16 protein-coding genes are annotated in these 17131 nt (G+C 36.1%); 7 read left to right on the forward strand and 9 right to left on the reverse strand.

Annotated elements, in window-relative coordinates:
• The first annotated feature begins 90 nt into the window (after window positions 1-90).
• The gene (locus HCUR_RS07995) at window positions 91-396 is read left to right on the forward strand and encodes a hypothetical protein (RefSeq protein ID WP_165780565.1); all 306 of its coding nucleotides are present in this window, start codon (window positions 91-93) and stop codon (window positions 394-396) included.
• A gap of 1732 nt (window positions 397-2128) precedes the next feature.
• Here HCUR_RS07995 and HCUR_RS00105 read toward each other — a convergent pair.
• The 3 genes from HCUR_RS00105 to HCUR_RS00110 all read right to left on the reverse strand — a co-directional run bounded on the left by HCUR_RS00105 (window position 2129) and on the right by HCUR_RS00110 (window position 4004).
• The gene (locus tag HCUR_RS00105; protein WP_129591772.1) at window positions 2129-2356 is read right to left on the reverse strand and encodes a hypothetical protein; all 228 of its coding nucleotides are present in this window, start codon (window positions 2354-2356) and stop codon (window positions 2129-2131) included.
• 127 nt (window positions 2357-2483) lie between these two features.
• On the reverse strand, window positions 2484-2621 hold the full coding sequence (locus HCUR_RS08000) for a hypothetical protein (RefSeq protein ID WP_165780566.1): 138 nt from the start codon (window positions 2619-2621) through the stop codon (window positions 2484-2486).
• Window positions 2622-3116: 495 nt separating this feature from the next.
• Window positions 3117-4004 (reverse strand): ribose-phosphate diphosphokinase, encoded by an 888-nt coding sequence (locus HCUR_RS00110; protein WP_104206230.1) that lies wholly within the window; start codon window positions 4002-4004, stop codon window positions 3117-3119.
• Window positions 4005-5344: 1340 nt separating this feature from the next.
• On the opposite strand from HCUR_RS00110, the gene HCUR_RS09955 reads away from it, so the two are divergent.
• The 3 genes from HCUR_RS09955 to HCUR_RS08005 all read left to right on the forward strand — a co-directional run bounded on the left by HCUR_RS09955 (window position 5345) and on the right by HCUR_RS08005 (window position 5993).
• Window positions 5345-5527 (forward strand): transposase, encoded by a 183-nt coding sequence (locus HCUR_RS09955; RefSeq protein ID WP_423751878.1) that lies wholly within the window; start codon window positions 5345-5347, stop codon window positions 5525-5527.
• A complete protein-coding gene (locus HCUR_RS09715; protein ID WP_279337354.1) occupies window positions 5506-5637 on the forward strand; it encodes a hypothetical protein in 132 nt (43 codons plus the stop codon). The genes HCUR_RS09955 and HCUR_RS09715 overlap by 22 nt, the downstream gene beginning before the upstream one ends.
• 203 nt (window positions 5638-5840) lie before the next feature.
• Window positions 5841-5993 (forward strand): hypothetical protein, encoded by a 153-nt coding sequence (locus tag HCUR_RS08005; protein WP_165780567.1) that lies wholly within the window; start codon window positions 5841-5843, stop codon window positions 5991-5993.
• Between the two features lie 540 nt (window positions 5994-6533).
• Here HCUR_RS08005 and HCUR_RS00120 read toward each other — a convergent pair.
• Both HCUR_RS00120 and HCUR_RS00125 read right to left on the reverse strand, forming a co-directional pair.
• The gene (locus tag HCUR_RS00120; protein WP_129591773.1) at window positions 6534-8135 is read right to left on the reverse strand and encodes a hypothetical protein; all 1602 of its coding nucleotides are present in this window, start codon (window positions 8133-8135) and stop codon (window positions 6534-6536) included.
• Window positions 8136-8771: 636 nt separating this feature from the next.
• Window positions 8772-8987: a hypothetical protein gene (locus HCUR_RS00125; protein WP_104206232.1), complete on the reverse strand. Its 216-nt coding sequence runs from the start codon at window positions 8985-8987 to the stop codon at window positions 8772-8774.
• Between the two features lie 2133 nt (window positions 8988-11120).
• On the opposite strand from HCUR_RS00125, the gene HCUR_RS00130 reads away from it, so the two are divergent.
• From HCUR_RS00130 to HCUR_RS00140, 3 genes are read left to right on the forward strand one after another with little or no spacing between them, the layout of a single operon-like run.
• Window positions 11121-12158: an ABC transporter permease subunit gene (locus HCUR_RS00130; protein WP_104206233.1), complete on the forward strand. Its 1038-nt coding sequence runs from the start codon at window positions 11121-11123 to the stop codon at window positions 12156-12158.
• Window positions 12155-13159, forward strand: coding sequence for an ABC transporter permease subunit (locus HCUR_RS00135; protein WP_104206234.1), 1005 nt, complete (start codon window positions 12155-12157; stop codon window positions 13157-13159). The genes HCUR_RS00130 and HCUR_RS00135 overlap by 4 nt, the downstream gene beginning before the upstream one ends.
• Window positions 13156-14754, forward strand: a complete 1599-nt coding sequence (locus HCUR_RS00140) for a dipeptide ABC transporter ATP-binding protein (RefSeq protein ID WP_104206235.1) — start codon at window positions 13156-13158, stop codon at window positions 14752-14754. Before HCUR_RS00135 ends, HCUR_RS00140 begins: the two co-directional genes overlap by 4 nt.
• 190 nt (window positions 14755-14944) lie before the next feature.
• Here the strand turns inward: HCUR_RS00140 and HCUR_RS00145 are convergent, their stop codons facing one another.
• Genes HCUR_RS00145 through HCUR_RS00155 form a run of 4 tightly spaced genes read right to left on the reverse strand, consistent with a single transcriptional unit; the run spans window position 14945 to window position 16571 of the window.
• On the reverse strand, window positions 14945-16012 hold the full coding sequence (locus tag HCUR_RS00145) for a hypothetical protein (RefSeq protein ID WP_104206236.1): 1068 nt from the start codon (window positions 16010-16012) through the stop codon (window positions 14945-14947).
• Window positions 16013-16060: 48 nt separating this feature from the next.
• Complete coding sequence (locus HCUR_RS00150) at window positions 16061-16213, reverse strand: transposase (protein ID WP_104206240.1); 153 nt, start codon at window positions 16211-16213, stop codon at window positions 16061-16063.
• A 9-nt stretch (window positions 16214-16222) separates the two neighbouring features.
• Entirely contained in the window at window positions 16223-16357 is a 135-nt protein-coding gene (locus HCUR_RS09960) for a hypothetical protein (protein ID WP_423751877.1), read from the reverse strand.
• The gene (locus tag HCUR_RS00155; protein ID WP_104206237.1) at window positions 16332-16571 is read right to left on the reverse strand and encodes a hypothetical protein; all 240 of its coding nucleotides are present in this window, start codon (window positions 16569-16571) and stop codon (window positions 16332-16334) included. The genes HCUR_RS09960 and HCUR_RS00155 overlap by 26 nt, the downstream gene beginning before the upstream one ends.
• Window positions 16572-17131: the final 560 nt, after the last annotated feature.

Genomic DNA, 17131 nt, shown 5'->3' on the forward strand with positions numbered 1-17131 from the left:
AAGGGCTGTGTTCTTAATGGTGCGCATAAAAACATAAGGTGTGGCTAAGGAAAAGTGACTAAAAAATACTAATCACTGAAGTACTTGAGCTTGAAAAAAGCGAGTAAAGCCTCTAACAGCGCTACTTCTAGACGAAAAAATCATCTTTATCTCACCATCATCGGACTTTGTGCGCGGAATTTTTGGGTGCAAACAAAACTCGTGTTCAAAGTAAAATCAGGTGACTCTAGTATCATAGGCTTTGTAATAGCCTATCTCATTGATGTCTTAGTTTTCACATTTGTATATCAAATCTTTACAGCTCTAATTTTAAATCCAACAACGATTTTCCTTCAAAGAGCGATTCAGCCCATAGGAACAGCTGCAAGAAAAAAAGCGTTATTCTGTTCCTTATAAAGAAAAGTTGCTGAAGAATTTCATCACTGTATTGAAGTTTATCCCACAATTCAGTAGCTTTCGAAGAATAAGCGAAGCTACCCGCTGTGATGAGAGCTAGGATAGGCATGGCTTAGCATTCGAGTAAAAATCATGAAGGAGTATCGTATTGAATTGCTTTGCTAGTATTACATTGGAGCAATGATTAATCGTGTTTAGCGGACTGTTGTGCCAACATTTACGTCCATAAGACAATTTTGTTCTCTGTGTTGAATGAACAAAATCCATAAATAACATCGGCTTATCAACGCCGGTCTATTTTTTAAACTCCTATTGTAGGATAGAAATGCTTTTTGTTGTAATGCTGAAGCTGGCTAGATTTTTAGGAGTTTACTACTGCAATCTTTTAGAATGAAGCCGCTTATGCATCCCTGGTATTGTATAACCTACGCTGTAATGCTCTTTCATATAATAAAGCACCTTGAATTAGGTACAAAACCATAGTAGTATACGAATAGAAATGTTTATAAGACCATACAGTAACAATTTTAAAAAAAATAATCTATTATCTAAACAAAAAAATAAAAAAAGCATCATAAGTTTTTGAAGTACACAGGAATACAGTAAATCGATGAAGTAATAAAAATAAAAAAGAAGGAAACTACTATGCTAGAAAACCTTTAACGTGTAAACGTTACATTACGCAAAGATAAAATCATTTTTCAAAGAAAATAAAAATACTAAACTACAAGATATTAGGGTTCTCTTTTCCACAAGAAAGGATATTCCGGAGTAGTATTAAATAAGATAGACTTTATGTATAAAAAAATCCTTTTCTTATGTGGAATCATAGCAAGAAAAGTGAGATAGATATGTAGCAATTATAAAACATACAATAAAGAAAAGTTTTGTATATATTGATGAAAACAGTGTTAATATAGCGCTTTGAGAATATATAGGGTAAAGTCAAAAAGTGAAGAGCGTTTAGGTAAAAAGTGTGGTACAAAAGAATCCATAGTATAGCTGGCTACCAAACCCTGTCTTGATTAAGCATCATGCTTCATGCCATACACCCAAAAGACAAGAGCGCTCATTCAATCTATTGGCTGCTCAATAATCTTTTCACCTCCTTATTTACATAATCTACCTCCTATAAAGAAATTTTTGGATACTATAAAACGATGGATTAACCGTAACATTACTCAATATAAGAAATTATAGTAAAGCGGGTAGGATTAGGTATATTATAAAGAAGTATTTTATGTCTTATATAATTGAGTTAATAGATCTCTAATCTATGGTTTCATAGTAGCTCAGAATTTCTTAATGGGGGCTAAGTCAGGCGAATAAGCAGATAAGGATAATGAGTTTTCACCCAACAGATGTACTAAGATCCTTCTTCTTTGAGAGGGATGGACCTCAGTATTATCCATTACTCCACCTTATCCTGGGTTTAACTCCTTAATCAAAGCCTCTAAGAATACCTCAGACATCTCATGCACCCTATTCCTATTGGACCTAGGATCTTTTAGGGGGTTCAAATAATCTAAACTCCCTTCTTCTACTTCTTTCATGAACCTTACCTTAAATTGTTCACCCTCCAAGGCATTTTCTTATTATTTTTCTTTTTTCAAATATTTCTTTTACGAGGTAGCCCTGGGCTCTTATGGACATTTAAAGTTACTGCTGTGATGATATTTTACAATCTTTTTATTTTTTTCTGCTTTTTACTATCAATAAACTTTCTGAAATTTTAGATAATGTTGATATAATTATTGAGAGCATAGGAAGGCACCAGCGATAGTAACGAAAGCCCGGAAAGCCGCTTCTGTTGTGTCGTAGCACGTTGTAATGCGCCAAAAATACTTGGTTGTATTGAACCTAAAACTCCATAATAGTGGACTGCTCTATAAAAGTCTTTGTGAAAATCTCGCAGTTTTTTGCGATGAGATTTTGAAGAAATCACACTTTCGCCCTCCATTTTAATACTTTTCATACCTATATACCCAGTATCTTATCTTTTGTCTTCCAGGATAACCTTGTTTTTCAGACCTTCCAAAAGCCTCAAAGCGTTTGTAATCGAACGCTTCTTCTGCTGTTAAAATACATCAAATGAGGTGACCGCGCGTATCGAAAGCAGCATGCATCTTGGTAGAAAATTCGCCACAAGCGCGTCCTAATGCTTGAGTTTGAGCTCTTTTTTGAACCAGAAGCCTGCTGATGACCACGCACAATGGTGGAATCAATCATCCTCCATGCTCTGCCCTAATCTTTCACCAGGATGTTGAATACCATCTGACACATGCCTTTTTCTTCCCAGCGTTTATGAACGCTCACCCCCTTTCCGTACTTTCTTAAGAGAGAACCGATCAATCACCATTTCAGCCCACCCAAATTACGCCTTCCAGAAAAAAACCATTGTCATCCACAAGACATCCTAGTACCCCAGAAAAACGAGGTAATACTATGCTCTATCTCCTCAAATTAATCGTTTTTCAGGTGCTTTGTATAAGGCATAAATCCTTGTTTTCATAGAGAATATCGCTTTTTTTTAAAATATGTCAACACTGCTTAGTATTGTATTGCTAAAAGCTCTATTTCTATGCTCTCCATCTCTGATACATGGGTAAATACTAGAAACCAAGCGATACATCTCTTCAAAGCCTTGATTGTACATGGGGTTTGGAGTAAGGCTTTATTTTTTAGAGAAAGAAAATGGCAGTAGTAGGGAGCTGAGACAGTCATTTATTACAGCCCAACAAAAGCTTAACGATCATCTCACTTGTTTCAATGACTTTGATAAAAGAAGGTAGTTTTCTATGATATAGAGTATCTGTTACAAACAATTTATTAAATCTAGCCTTTCTTATTCTACTGATACAATTTTCAGAAAACACGGCATGGGTAATACAAGCACTTACTGAATGTGCGCCATTTTGAATTAACATCTTCAATGCTTCACATAAAGTACCGCCGGTATCTACTATGTCATCTATAATGATACAATTTTTTTCAGTAATATTGCCGATAACATCGAATATAGTGCACTTACCGTTAAAATCACGAATTTTGTTCATAATCGCAAGATCAGTACCAAGTTTTGAGGCTAATATCTGGGCTTTTAGCAAACCACCGCTATCAGGAGAAACAACTATATCATAATTACTTTTCTCTAATACATTCATAAAAAGATCTGTTGGGTCAAGATTTTTAACTTCAATCTTAAAAAACCCTTCCGATTGTCTGGAATGTAAGTCTAAAGTTATTACTCTGTCAATACCACTGATTTCAAGCAGTCTCGCAACTAAACGTGCCGATATGGGGCCGTATTCGTAGGATGGTCTGTCTTGTCTGCTATAGCCGAAATAGGGAATAACTGCGGTGATACTATTGCAATTGGCTCTTTTTGCCGTATCTGCAAGCAACAAAAGCTCCATCAAGTGATCGTTTGCAGGTTTTGTTGTGGATTGCAATATAATTACGTCATCACCATACAAATTATTATTTATTTGAATTTTTAGTTCTTGATCCGAAAATTTCTTAGTGTTTGCAATAATACAATCGCACCTAAGTTTCCCTGCTATCTGTTTAGCAAGTATGGGATGACTATTTCCGCTTATAACTATCATAATTTACCTGCATGTATACTATCCGAAAATTCTCTTGTTTTGTCTATGAACGCACTCACCTCAAAGATTTTCAGTATTGAAACCAGTGTACTCTCTGTAATCACTGCATCAGAAATTTGACTCACATATTTTTTTGTTTTATAGATGACAGGCTAAGTATTTTTGTATTAGGTAGGGGTTTTACCCATAAATTATTAAACTCCGGTTTTAAGGTATTTGATGACTCTGGACGCATACCAGAAACGAAGAGCCTGCAGACATCAAAAATAAAGCTTGGCTTGAGCTTTATATAGATAATCAGCTCGACTGAGTTCTGTTTGAGTGATAGAAGTACCACAATTTACTGGCCCAATTTTTTAAGCATAGTAGAACAATCCTTGCATTCTTTTGGTGAAAAATCTATAATAAACATTCTATTTATTACAGCTGCTTTTAATTTAGTGTAAAATTTTGATCTGATTAAGGTAAGTAAAAAGTATGATTAGTGTCTTACAATCGAAAATTCTTGTTTCGTGTACTTGCTTCAATACTTCACTGAGATTAATTTCACTTTTTATATACTTTTGATTAATCAAAGTGCTTTCATTTTTAGAAGCCATGTTCACAGATTATGTGAGTCTTTTAATAGTGAGCGCACGGTGAGCAATCGTAACAATATATTTAAGCCGAACTAAAGGTATTTTATAATCTTTAGATGGTCTTTTAAAGTAACTAAGCCAAAAACCCTGCGCACGCGATCTCCTCTCATCTTTTAACAAAAATAGCCCATCCAGGCGGGATACAAACTCAGATCGCAATGCTTTTTTGGCAAACGGGTTGAATAAAGGCTATCATAGTTTTTCTATAGCTTGCATCAGCACATAAATCTTTTAGAGTGGAATAGTGATTCAAGACAGATTAAAAAACATTACATTCAAATATCAGTATTATGAACTTTTTTTCCATGAATATGTGTGACTATATTCCGCTTATTAGGGGTACTCTTTTCCCCATCAAGACTTCTATCAAATACATTAATGATTTTTAACTATTCTTGCGCTGTATTTTCTTGTACTAAAATAATTTTTTATTAATTCTCATTGTTTTTTTAGTTAAATTTCTTGAATGTACTCTCCCTATTTATAGTCAGATAACTATAAAACGGTTATAAAGAGTAACGCGTAAATTCAACAATTTGTAGAGCGTCTTATCTGTTTAACCTGAGCCCATTATTTCTCAATGGGATTAAGGTCAGAAGAATAAGACGATCGGTAAAATAAAAACCTGTATGCATGAATAAAAGGAGGGAGTATAGTCAAGTTTGGCGGTAATAAGAATGAGGGATTCATAAATGGAAGCTAATTAAAGATCATTTTGAATGGAGCAAGTATGGTAATAAAAGTAAACACCAAAAGAAAGAGCATGTTAATAGAGTATTCTACATAATAAAGAGCGACTACCCATGGCGAATCCTTCCTAAAGATTTTCTGCCATACTCCACTGTACATTCGTTTTATCAAAGATGCAGGATCAAAGGAATATAGGAAAAGTACTGAGCGCCCTTGTCAAGATACGTCAAATCACGGCTGGTGAAAGTGAAGACTTGAGCTATCGCAGCATTGATTCACACAGTGTCAAAACTGCCGGGGCTTGAGAACAACGCGGCATTGACGGAGGAAAAAAATAAAGGAACCTAAACGCCATAGTATTGTGGATACACAAGGCAATTTAGTGCACGCTACTGTTCATGACGCGAATCAATATGATACAGTAAGGGGGTGCAATATTTTTTAAGAGGCTCTGCAACACTATCCGACACTCAAAAGCGTTTGCGCCGATACCGGGTATGGAAAAACCATGCTAGCGTTTTCGGGAAACATTCTGAACAAGACAATTGAAATTTCAGAACCCCAGGATGGGCTGAACTCGCCAAAAGATGGGTCGTTGAACGAAGCGTTGCTTGGCTCAATCACTATTCAAAATTGTCTAAAGCGTACGAAATTGCTGTAACCGCTCTCGAAAATAGGGTGATGATCCCTAATTCTATACGCTTGATAAAGCGGATCGCTCATCCATAAATAATAGGTTCTAAGGTTTTTTTGTTATAGCGAACATTAAGACGTCCCAGGGCTTTCAAAATACCAACAGCCCTACCCCCAAAACCCTCCGCTCACGTTGGCTTATAAGCATTAGGATCCATCGTGAAAGGGTGTTTTAAACAGTTTCATGTCTATTGTTCTGGCTGGCTTATAGCGAACAAATTTCGGTTCTAAACGCGTACTCCCTCTATAGTCTGCTTACCCATTTTAAAACGTCTAGCCGATTTTTCATAGCTCATCCCTTCTTTCTTCTTAGTGCCTAACCCTTTACGAAGAAAATCCAATGAATACGATATTTTTAAATATTTTCTCTTTTATTATAGCTATTCTATCGTTATTTGGTTAAATATTTTTTTTCGTTATTTATGATATTTGAAATTACTTCAGAATTACGGCTAAAATTTACGCTCTTCTCCAAGTGCTTCAGAAAATTTTTAGCCTCTCCTTTTTCTTAAAACCAAGATTTTCCCCATTCTATTCCTCGAACTGCGGCATTCCCTAAAACTCGGGGCGTATCCCTTACTGCTTCATTGACAGCAATTTCCATACCTACTTTTCCTGATTGAACATTCAGTGCAGTAGAAACTCCCGATATTGTACTCTGGAGCCAAACATCAAACAACTTAACGGATTCATACCCTCCTTTAGACCAATGCTTAGATCCCAAGGCCACCATTTCTTGCAGAGTACGAAGCAGTGCACTTTGTAATATCAAAATACTTTTTTGAAACTTTTTCAGTGCAATGGTATTATTAAATAAAATTTTATACATTCCATAAGCTTTATTAATCCATCCTTTTTTTTGAAGAAGCTCTGGAAATATTTTGGGGAGTTGGCCTCCTACTTCTTTGATGACCTCAGCAAGTTTTTGAAAAGATTGGGTATAACTTGAAGAATAATCTCCATGATAGAGCGAGCTTAAGTGATATATTCCATAAATTCCAATGAGCGTATTGATAAGTACCTTAAAGAATTTTTCAAACACATATTTATCCACAACGGATTTATAGACCTCTGGAGATTTAAATAAATTTCGAAACACTTTTTCTTTCGTAAAAAGGCTTCTTCCTACATCTGAGAGTACATTGATAAACGTGTTCTGTGACATTTGAAATCCATACAAAAGAACCTTTCCCATGATGTTTAGCGATCCCAAATCCTTCATAACATTCATCACTAATAGCACCGGATTGGTGGCGCCCACTGCATAAGATACTGCATTAGAAGCTACAGAGCCCACCAAGGATCCCAGACCTCCCAGAAGCGCAGAAGCTGCAAATTCTGCTCCAGTACTGACCACGTTTTTTACGTCTTCAACCGTTTTTTGCGCAATGGATACATACATTTTAAACAAATCTAATGCAGCACTAACGACTTCTTTACTCCCCTTTAAATAACGATAAGAAACGTTTTGAGCTAAATTTTTTACAAGCTGAGGAATCCATTTTCCTCCGGAAAGCCCGGGATAGAAAAAAGTTTGAGAAAAATCTTTTACTTTTTTTGACATCCAGTACGTCACGGCAGAAAAGTATTTAGCAGAGATCTTACCCAAAGGGTTAACATTTAGAGCCTCTTGGGAGTCCAAATGCTTTTTGTTTTGGTCTTCTTGATATGCTTTAGGATAACGCTTATTTTCAGACAGTGAAGTGTTGGAACTACTTTGAGGAAGTACGTCTACGGTACTGTATGTATCTTTGGATTCGTCATTATTCACAGCCGTACGTTTGGACCGAAGCTTTCGGGAAGACGAAGCTTTTTTAACCAAGGAAACTCTTTTAGAACGCGTTAAAGTATTTGAGTGGCTAGAAAGATTTTTTTTAAGATTCTTAGGAGCTTCAGACCGCAGAAGAGAGGGATTGGACTCTTTCTCTACATCCACATCTTTATCGCCTGAGTTTAGAGATAACAGTTTATGTTCGAGATTCTTAAGATGCGAATTTTCTTCATTTGATTCTTCTTGCATGTCTTTTAAAGCGTGAGAGATCTGTACACTGAAGAGCACCAATATTACCCCACCTACTCTTGAAGAGTTAGAAAAAATATTCTTTCTCATAACTTTTTTTTTCATTTTAATCCTAATAAAGAACTATATAGAAAACATATTATTTTCTTATTGATAGAATATGCTGTAAAGGAAGTAATAATAGGCTTTAGATTTTTGGGTTAATCTTGAAAACCATGAAAAATAAGGAGATACCGTTGCATCATATCTAGACTCCGCGATAAGGCCTTAGGCCTGCGTTTAAAGCGAGCCATCCAATGACGACTATGGAGTCGTTGCAATCTAATAATTTAACTTTTAAAACGTTTACAATCTATACTTTATTAAGTTAGCCTACTTAAATATATAATGCCTCAAATATTTCAAAGTTAGACGTTTAGGGATTAAAGTTTAAAATTCATCTTCTTCCCTTAATAGATATATTATTCCCTTGTTTTAAGCAAAAATTAATATGCACATTCGTAAAAAATTAAAACATATTGTATGCATGAACTTTGAAAATTAGTCTTTACAAATACTGAAATAGTCAATCTTTTTATTATTTTGTGAAAACACTTGCTCAAATTATAAAGAGCGCAATTAGAGTCCTTATCTTGGTATATAGCAAACTACCTATAGAATGAGTATAAAGAGTAGCACATCAATTGAACAATTTTTAGCACGTCTTCTCTGTGTAACGTGAGCCCATTATTTCTCAATGAGATTAAGGTCAGAAGAAAAGGAGGGAGGTAAAGTATGACCAGCATCCTTAATCATTTTCTGCATAGCTTTACCTTTATGGAAAGCAGCATTATTCATGACAGTACCCTTTTTGTTTGGGATATTGATTAAGAACAGTTCCTCTACCCAAAAAATCAATATCTCTATAGAACCCGCAAGCAATACACAGTCAAGTGTATCCAATTAAAGCGCTTATAGCATTTGTTCTGCTTTTGGTACCCAAAATGCTGTTTTCCCTAACAACGTTTCTCTTTTACAGAATACCCGTGCGTTCTTGGCATATCATGGGCAAATGCACGTTCATTAATGAAAGCACTGTGTTTTTCTTTATTGTTTAATTCATCACGCTTTTGGTAGAATACAGATCTTTTCTCTGGATCCGTTTTTGAATAATTTAAGATTTTTTATAGCGAGCGCCAAAACGTCTTAGGGCTTTCAAAATACCAACAACGCTAACCCCAAAGCGCTTTGCTCGCTCTGACTTAAGGCGTCAGGATCCATCGTAATATCCTGTTATAAACAGTTTATGTTTATTATGTCTATTATGTTGTCTAGCTTAGAGCGAACTAAGTTTGGTTCTAAGCGCTTAGTTCCTCTATAGTTTGCTTGCCCATTCCAAAACGTTTACCAGAGTCCTCATAGCCCACCCCTTCTTTTCTTCTTAATTCCTCAACCCTTACGACGAAAATTCTAATTAATGAATACGACATCTTTAAATATATTTTCTCCTATTATAACTATCCTATTGTTAGTTTACTATATCTGCAAATTTTATTATTACTTTCTATGAAATTTTGATTTAAATTCCGAAGATGGGGTTTTAATCTCGTCAAGCTATTCAGACCAATAGCAGCACACTATTACATTTATGGGAACAATTTTTAGTGGCTAGCATTCTTATTTGCTTGAAAGGATTACAAGATTAGTGACACATCCTAGCATTTTTTTGTATATCCTGAATTTATTGATTAAATTTTAAAAACACATATTGCATTAATCTCATTTATAACTTAATGATCATTGTATCGCTAATAGGCGATAAAAAAGAGGGGGTTTTTCTTTTTTTTGAAGAAGATTAGGAATAACAAGACAAGATATAGATTCTTGTAATTTTTGGCTAGCATATCAAAATTTTGACAAACTATTTCAAAACATTTTAGTTGTAGAAATAAGCTTTCTATTCAGTACCACGGCTTGTACACATATAAAAAGAGTTTCGGATCATACCAAAGTTGAAGGATCATGAACAATGACAAGTGTTATGGAATTGAAATCATCTCTTTGTGCAAAAAGAATAGCAGCAATGCTTCACAGAGTTTTCATAAGCTATACTTTTACGACTGTATAGTAATATTATATTGAATTAAGTGTGAAAAAAACTGTTTCAACGCATTGTAGAGATGCGTAAAACTCAGTCATTTGTCTAAAAATGCTCTATTGAGTTCAGATCAGCGAAACATAGCGGTTAGAAACTTTGTATCAAATGCACCGATTACATTTTCTGAGACGTATGGAAATAAGCGTTATCCATCATCAAAATTTTGTCCCTTTTTAGCCACTTTGGTCAACCAATCTTCTAACCCAATGATTAAAGCGTTCAGCGTCATAGAAGACGTTAAACATGATTGGCGCTATGGATTTATTATTTAATAAACCTGCTGTACGCATTTGTTCTTTCGTAATGGGTATCACTCTTTTTAGCCAGAAATTTTTTACTTTTTTTCCTAATCCTTATCTTTGCACGTATTTCAATTGAATACCGCTTTTATCAAAACACGAAAAGCTTTCCAGTACTTATCTCGCTTTTCTTCACTTGCTTTTTTATAGGTAACAAGTTGTTTTATGGCTGAATCCTAGACTTTTTATACTACTGAAACCTAAGCTTTACTTACAGTAAATTTAGCATCCATACCACTCTTTTTATAATCAAGTTTACTATTGTACCCTAAGCGTTTTCTAACTGCATGCTCTATAATTTTTTATATTTATTATTTCATCTAATTATTGTATTTCTATGTACTCTAAAACTTTAAAGATTATTTTTTTGTTAATTTTTGTCTATACAGATTCAGTTTTATTTGTTTTTATAATACCAAATTTTTACATCTAATACAATATTATTTAATATAACACAATATATCCTTTAAATCTTTATTAAAATTACTTCAAAAACCCAAAACAGTTACCGTAATTGAGGACAGAGCATAAAAAAATTGTTCAAAAAAACGTTAATTTTTATTTTTTAAGAGCGAGGGTAGATTTTTTTCAGGGGATCTGAAATAATAAAGTAAACACGCTTAAAAGACTTTAAAACCTTTGTCATACATCTTAAAACGTTTCTTACTCATTATTCCTACATTATTTAGCATTATTCTTCTTAACTTTCTTATCCTGCATTTGGTTCCTGGCGGACCAGTGGAACAAATGCTGCATCGTATCGAACATGCTGCGCAAGAACGGGGAGGGAGCGTGAGTACTGCGTTAGATCTGGAGCAAGATACTGTGATTAAGGAACTCAATCGCCAATTTGGCCTGGATCAGCCTCTTTGGAAGCGATTTTATACGATGATCAAACAATACTTAAGTTTCGACTTTGGAAAAAGCTATTTTCGCGGAGACTACGTTACTACTTTGTTGCTCAAAAGTCTTCCTGTTTCATTATCTTTAGGTCTTTGGTCTATGGTTTTTATGTATGGTGTGGCGATTCCTTTAGGCATTCAAAAAGCTGTCCGTAATGGAAGTTATTTTGATTTTTGGACCAGTATTTTTATGATATTGAGTTATGCTATTCCGACATTTTTGTTTGCGTTATTACTGATGATTTTTTTTGCAGGAGGGAGTTTTTTTTCGTATTTTCCTATTCAAGGCTTATTTTCTTGGGACTGGGGAACGTTATCTTTGTGGGGAAAAATAAAAGATTATGTATGGCATCTTGTATTGCCGGTCAGTGCTCAGGTGTTAACGGGGTTTGCAGTACTGACATTGCTTACCAAAAATGCGTTTTTAGAAGAACTTTCTAAGCAATATGTAGTTGCTGCACATGCTTTTGGGTTTAAGCCTCGAACTATTTTGTTTAAACACATTTTTCGTAATGCCATGATTGTAATGATGGCCCATCTTCCTTTAACGTTGTTCCACGTGTTATTTTCTGGTTCTTTTTTGCTAGAGATGATCTTCTCTTTGGAAGGAATCGGACTTTTAAGCTATGAAGCGATTGGGAATCGCGATTATCCCATTATTTTTGGCTCCCTCTATCTTTTTACTTTGATCGGATTAGTATTACACGTCATCAGTGATCTTCTTTATACATGGATTGATCCTCGTATTCACTTTGAGGGAAATAAAACATCATGAATACATTTTGGCACCGATTTAAGACCCATAAAAAAGGCTTTTGGGCCCTATGTGTATTGATCGTGGTCATGGGGGGAACTTTTAGTGCTAATTTTTGGGCTAATGATAAACCATTATTGATTTTATGCGATAGGGGTGTTTTCTTTCCTGTGTTCCGCTATTACCCTGAAACGTGTTTTATGAAAGGAGAAGATTTGGAGATGGACTATTTGGCACCAGAGTTTAGTGCCTTTCTGAAACAAAATCATGGACGCGTGCTCTGGCCTCTGTATCGCCACAGTCCATACCGTATCTTAGAATCTCATAAGCCAGTTCCCAGTGCCCCTTGCGAACTTCATCCTCTTGGAACCGATGAGCAGGGCAGAGATGTGTTGGCTAGGCTTGTGTACGGAACACGAACTTGCCTAATGTTTGGTCTTTGGGTAGCAATTTTAGGAACACTTTTAGGTCTAATGATTGGTGCCTTACAAGGTTATTGGGGAGGACGCTTTGATCTTTACACTCAAAGACTAGTAGAAATTTGGGCAGGACTTCCTGTATTGTTCATGCTGATGATTATTGCGAGTTTTCTTACACCTTCTTTAGAAATGTTAACGCTTGTCATGGCATTGTTTAATTGGAGGTCTGTTTCTGCAGCGACTCGGGCAGAGTTTTTAAAAGCCCGGGGCCTCCCCTATGTCTTATCTGCAAAAGTATTGGGAGCGACAGATTTTCGAACAATATGGCGTCATATTTTGCCTAATGCTACGGTTACAGGCATTTCTCAATTTCCATTTTTAGTCAATGCAGGGATTGCCTCTCTTACGTCCTTAGATTTTTTAGGGGTGGGACTTAAAGTAGGAACCCCTTCTATAGGGGAGTTATTGCAGCAAGCAAAGTCTAATCTCTATGCACCGTGGCTGGGGCTTTATCCTTTGTGTACCCTTGCAACCATTCTTATCTTAGTTACCTTAGTAGGAGAAGGCGTGCGAGATGCTTTGGATCCAGGACGATCCTCATGAGCCCCTTGCTGTCTATTCGGGACCTATCCTTAACCCTTTATTCTCATCAAGGAAAGGATAAAAAAGAGATTTTACATCATATTAGTTTGGAGATTTTTTCTGGACAAACGGTAGCTTTGGTGGGAGAAAGTGGATCGGGAAAATCTATGTTAGGTCTTTCTATACTAGGTCTGTTACCAAAATCTCTTCATGCGTCCTACAAAGGACAGATTTTATTTAAGGGGAGCGACCTGTTGACCTGTGCCAAAAGTACGCTGTATAACGTGCGGGGCAGGCATATTGGAATGATTTTTCAAGAACCCAGTAGTGCGTTAAATCCTTTAAAATCCTTAAAAACCGCACTGCAAGAAGTGCTGCTTTTACATCGAAATCAAGAACTGCGTCATCCTCAGGATTTAGAGGCGGCAATGTTCGATGTGTTGGATAAGGTAGGGTTTTCTCATGCTAAGCATAAACTGGACGCTTATCCCCATCAGCTTTCTGGAGGGCAAAAGCAGCGTTTAATGATTGCTATGGCGCTTTCAGGAAAGCCGGACTTATTGATTGCCGATGAGCCCACCACTGCCTTAGACGTCACATTACAAAAAGAACTGCTCCTACGCTTGAAGCACATCCAAGAAACTCAAGGCATGTCTATGCTGTTTATCAGCCATAATCTTCCTTTAGTACGGCATATTTCTCACTATATTGGAATTTTAAAAGAAGGACACCTGGTAGAACAGGGCCAACCCCATAAGATATTGACAGCGCCCCAAGATCCTTATACAAAAAAATTGTGGAGCAGTATTCCCAAGCGCTGGGTATCGGACCAGGTTCTGGGCCAGATTCATGAACCTGATGCTTCTAAAGCGTTACTTCACGTAAAAGACTTGGAGGTTACGCTAAAAAACAATAAAATTTTACATTCTATCAATTTTCAGGTACAAGCTGGCCAAACGGTGAGTGTTGTAGGAGAAAGTGGTTCAGGAAAAAGCACATTAGCCTTAGCCATTGCACAATTAATCCCCTATTCTGGAAAAGTACTGTTTCAAGATAAGATTTTAGCTTCTTTAAGAGGGGAGCCACTACGTCAAGAAAGACGACACTTCCAAATGATTTTTCAGGATTTATTTTCTGCCCTTAATCCCCGGATGTCTGTGGGGGAAAGTCTTATGGAGGGAATGAGAAACTATAAGTTATGGTCTTTAGAGGAAAGAAAGATAAGAATACAAAATATTTTATCTCAGGTAGAGCTTGCTCAGGACACCGTGTACCGTTATCCTCACCAACTCTCGGGAGGACAACGGCAGCGCATTTGCATTGCAAGAAGCTTACTGTTAGAGCCAAAATTATTGATTCTAGATGAACCTACCTCCGCCTTGGATGTAACAGTCCAAAAAGAGATCTTACAGCTTTTAGTGGCGCTACAGGAGCGTATTTTTTTAGGATACATTGTCATCACCCATGATTTAAAGGTAGTGGAGAGCATTGCACACCACGTCATTGTGCTAAAGTCTGGACGCATGGTGGAACAAGGCTCCACCATGGAGATTTTAAAGAACCCCAAAGATCCTTACACCCAGTCTTTGATGGAGTCTGCCCGCTGGGCCATGTGAGGCCTTCTGGGAATAGGGACCTTAACTTCAAGGCTGTGTGTACTTTTTACTCTCTATCACGAAGGCTTCTCTTTTTCTCCAACACAAGACACATGAGAGAGTAGAAAAAACGGTTGCGTTGTCTTAAGAGAGTGCCGTATCTTACAGCTCTGAGTGCTGTTGATAATGAACTCACTTATTGTGATACAATCTAATATGTAAATTTTTGTAGGTGTGGTTCTAGTTCATCCAGTGATTGTAAAATTGATTCTGTACGTCCTTCAATTTCAAGCACCCTTTTTAAGCTATTTTCAGCATGGTGGAGACATTTGTTTGAGTCTTTTTCCTGTTGATTACTTTTTTTGAGCAATTCAAATGTTTCTTTTACTACTGGAATAATTTGTTCTTTAAATGTTAGTAACTGTTCTTTTGAATGTTTTGCAATTTCTTGAATACGTAAATTTTGATTATTTTTTTGAGTTTCAATAATCTTCCTCAAAAATTTTCTTTCATTCTCTATGTATAATTTTTTTATGTCTAACAATTCTAAAGCTCTTTTCTTTGATTGAGGATCATTTAATAAAGTTGCACACGGTTCTAACATAAAAAATAAATCTCTCATAATAAATTTAATGTAAAATAATATTAATTTTTCGTAAAAACTTCCTAATGCAGATGCTATATAGGGAAGAGGTTGCTTAGTATTAAAGTTACTATCAACAAGGTCCTCCTCAGTTAATAATTTTGAAAAAAAATTTGATTCTTCTTCAAATTGTTTTATTGTATCTTGTATAAAATTATTTAGGTTCATTACATAATTTGGATCATCGTGTTTTAACTGTGAAATGCTTTCATAGTCTTTATCGGAGGCAGAAAGAAAGTTTTGCTTTAAATCTTGATAAAGATTATACGCTTTTTGAATTTCGGGAATAAGTTTCTTCCAAGACGCAGAGTGTCCAGTATGTATGTTTGAGGTTTGGGACGTATTTTCTGTATCCTGTGTTGCGTACGAGTGTGTCAGCTGCGTATTCTCTGTACGCTCTGTTACGCGCGAGCGTGTCAGATGCCTATTGATATCAGAGATAATGCGAATACACTGGTCCATTTTCTGGCTCCCGTTTATGAGGACTTCCCCCTTTTTTAACGCTTCATCAATTGCTTTTATACCGTTAGTACACTCCCCCAATTTCTTTTCCCACTCTTCAGGGAATGCTCCCACAGTATTCCAACAAAAGGTCAAGGTCGTTAAGATCAAAAATTTTCTATGAGTTACGTTCATCAGTTATAAAAAGAGATAAGACATTTTTCTTATTATATAGACAATTCACTATAAAATAGTTATAGAAAATCGTGTGTTAATTGAACAATGTGTAGAACGTCTTATCTGTTTAGCGTGAGCCCATTGTTTCTCAATGGGATTAAGGTCAGGAGAATAAGGCGGTAGATAAAGTATGCCAGCATCTTTAATTATTTTCTGTATAGCTTTACTTTAATGGAACGCAGCATTATCCAGAACAACACCACAGTTTTCTGGGATATGAATCAATAGCATTTCTTCTACCCAACACATCAATACCTCTACAGAACCCGTACGTAATCTAATTACCTTTAAAATAGATCTCATTCAAGCGCTTGTAGACATTTGTTCTACTTTCGGCACCCCAATCTTGTTTTCCGTAAAAACTCTGCCCTTTTACAGAATACCCGTGGGTTCTGTGCATATCATGGACAACTCCACGTTTATCAACTTTGCTGTTTAATTCATTACGGTTTTGGCACAATAGAGATGTTTTTCTGGATCCGCCTTTGGATGATTTAAGTTTTTTTATCGCGAACATCAAGACGTCGCAGGGCTTTGAAAATGCCAACAGTGCTAACCCTCACGCTCTGGCTGATAAGCATCAGGATCCGGCTTAGAGCGAACTAAGTTCAGTTTTAAACGTCTACTCCCTTTATAGTCTGCTGCCCCATTCCAAAACGTTTACCAGAGTTCTCATAGCTCACCGCTTCTTTTTTCTTAATTCCTCAACTCTTACGACGAAAATTTCACAAATACGACAGCTTAAAATATTTTCTATTTTCTTTTATTACAACTATTCTATAGTTATTTATCTAAATACAAGATGTTGATGGGATCACCTTGGATATTTTCTTGGTAAGCCTTGCGCGTTTTTTTATGTCTTTTCCCGTACGTATACGTTTTTTCTCTATACCGGACAAAACTAATTGGTTAGTTAGTTTGCATTGACAGTAACGCGCTGAAATAAAAACAAAAAGTGTATAATCTCGATTATCGAAAAAGAGGTATACATCATGGTTTCAGTCAACGAGTTAAAGCGCATTTTAAAGCCATATTTCAAAATCGACAATAGGCGTCTTGATTGCTTAACCCAAATGT

The organism is Holospora curviuscula (assembly GCF_002930195.1).
Classification (GTDB): domain Bacteria; phylum Pseudomonadota; class Alphaproteobacteria; order Holosporales; family Holosporaceae; genus Holospora; species Holospora curviuscula.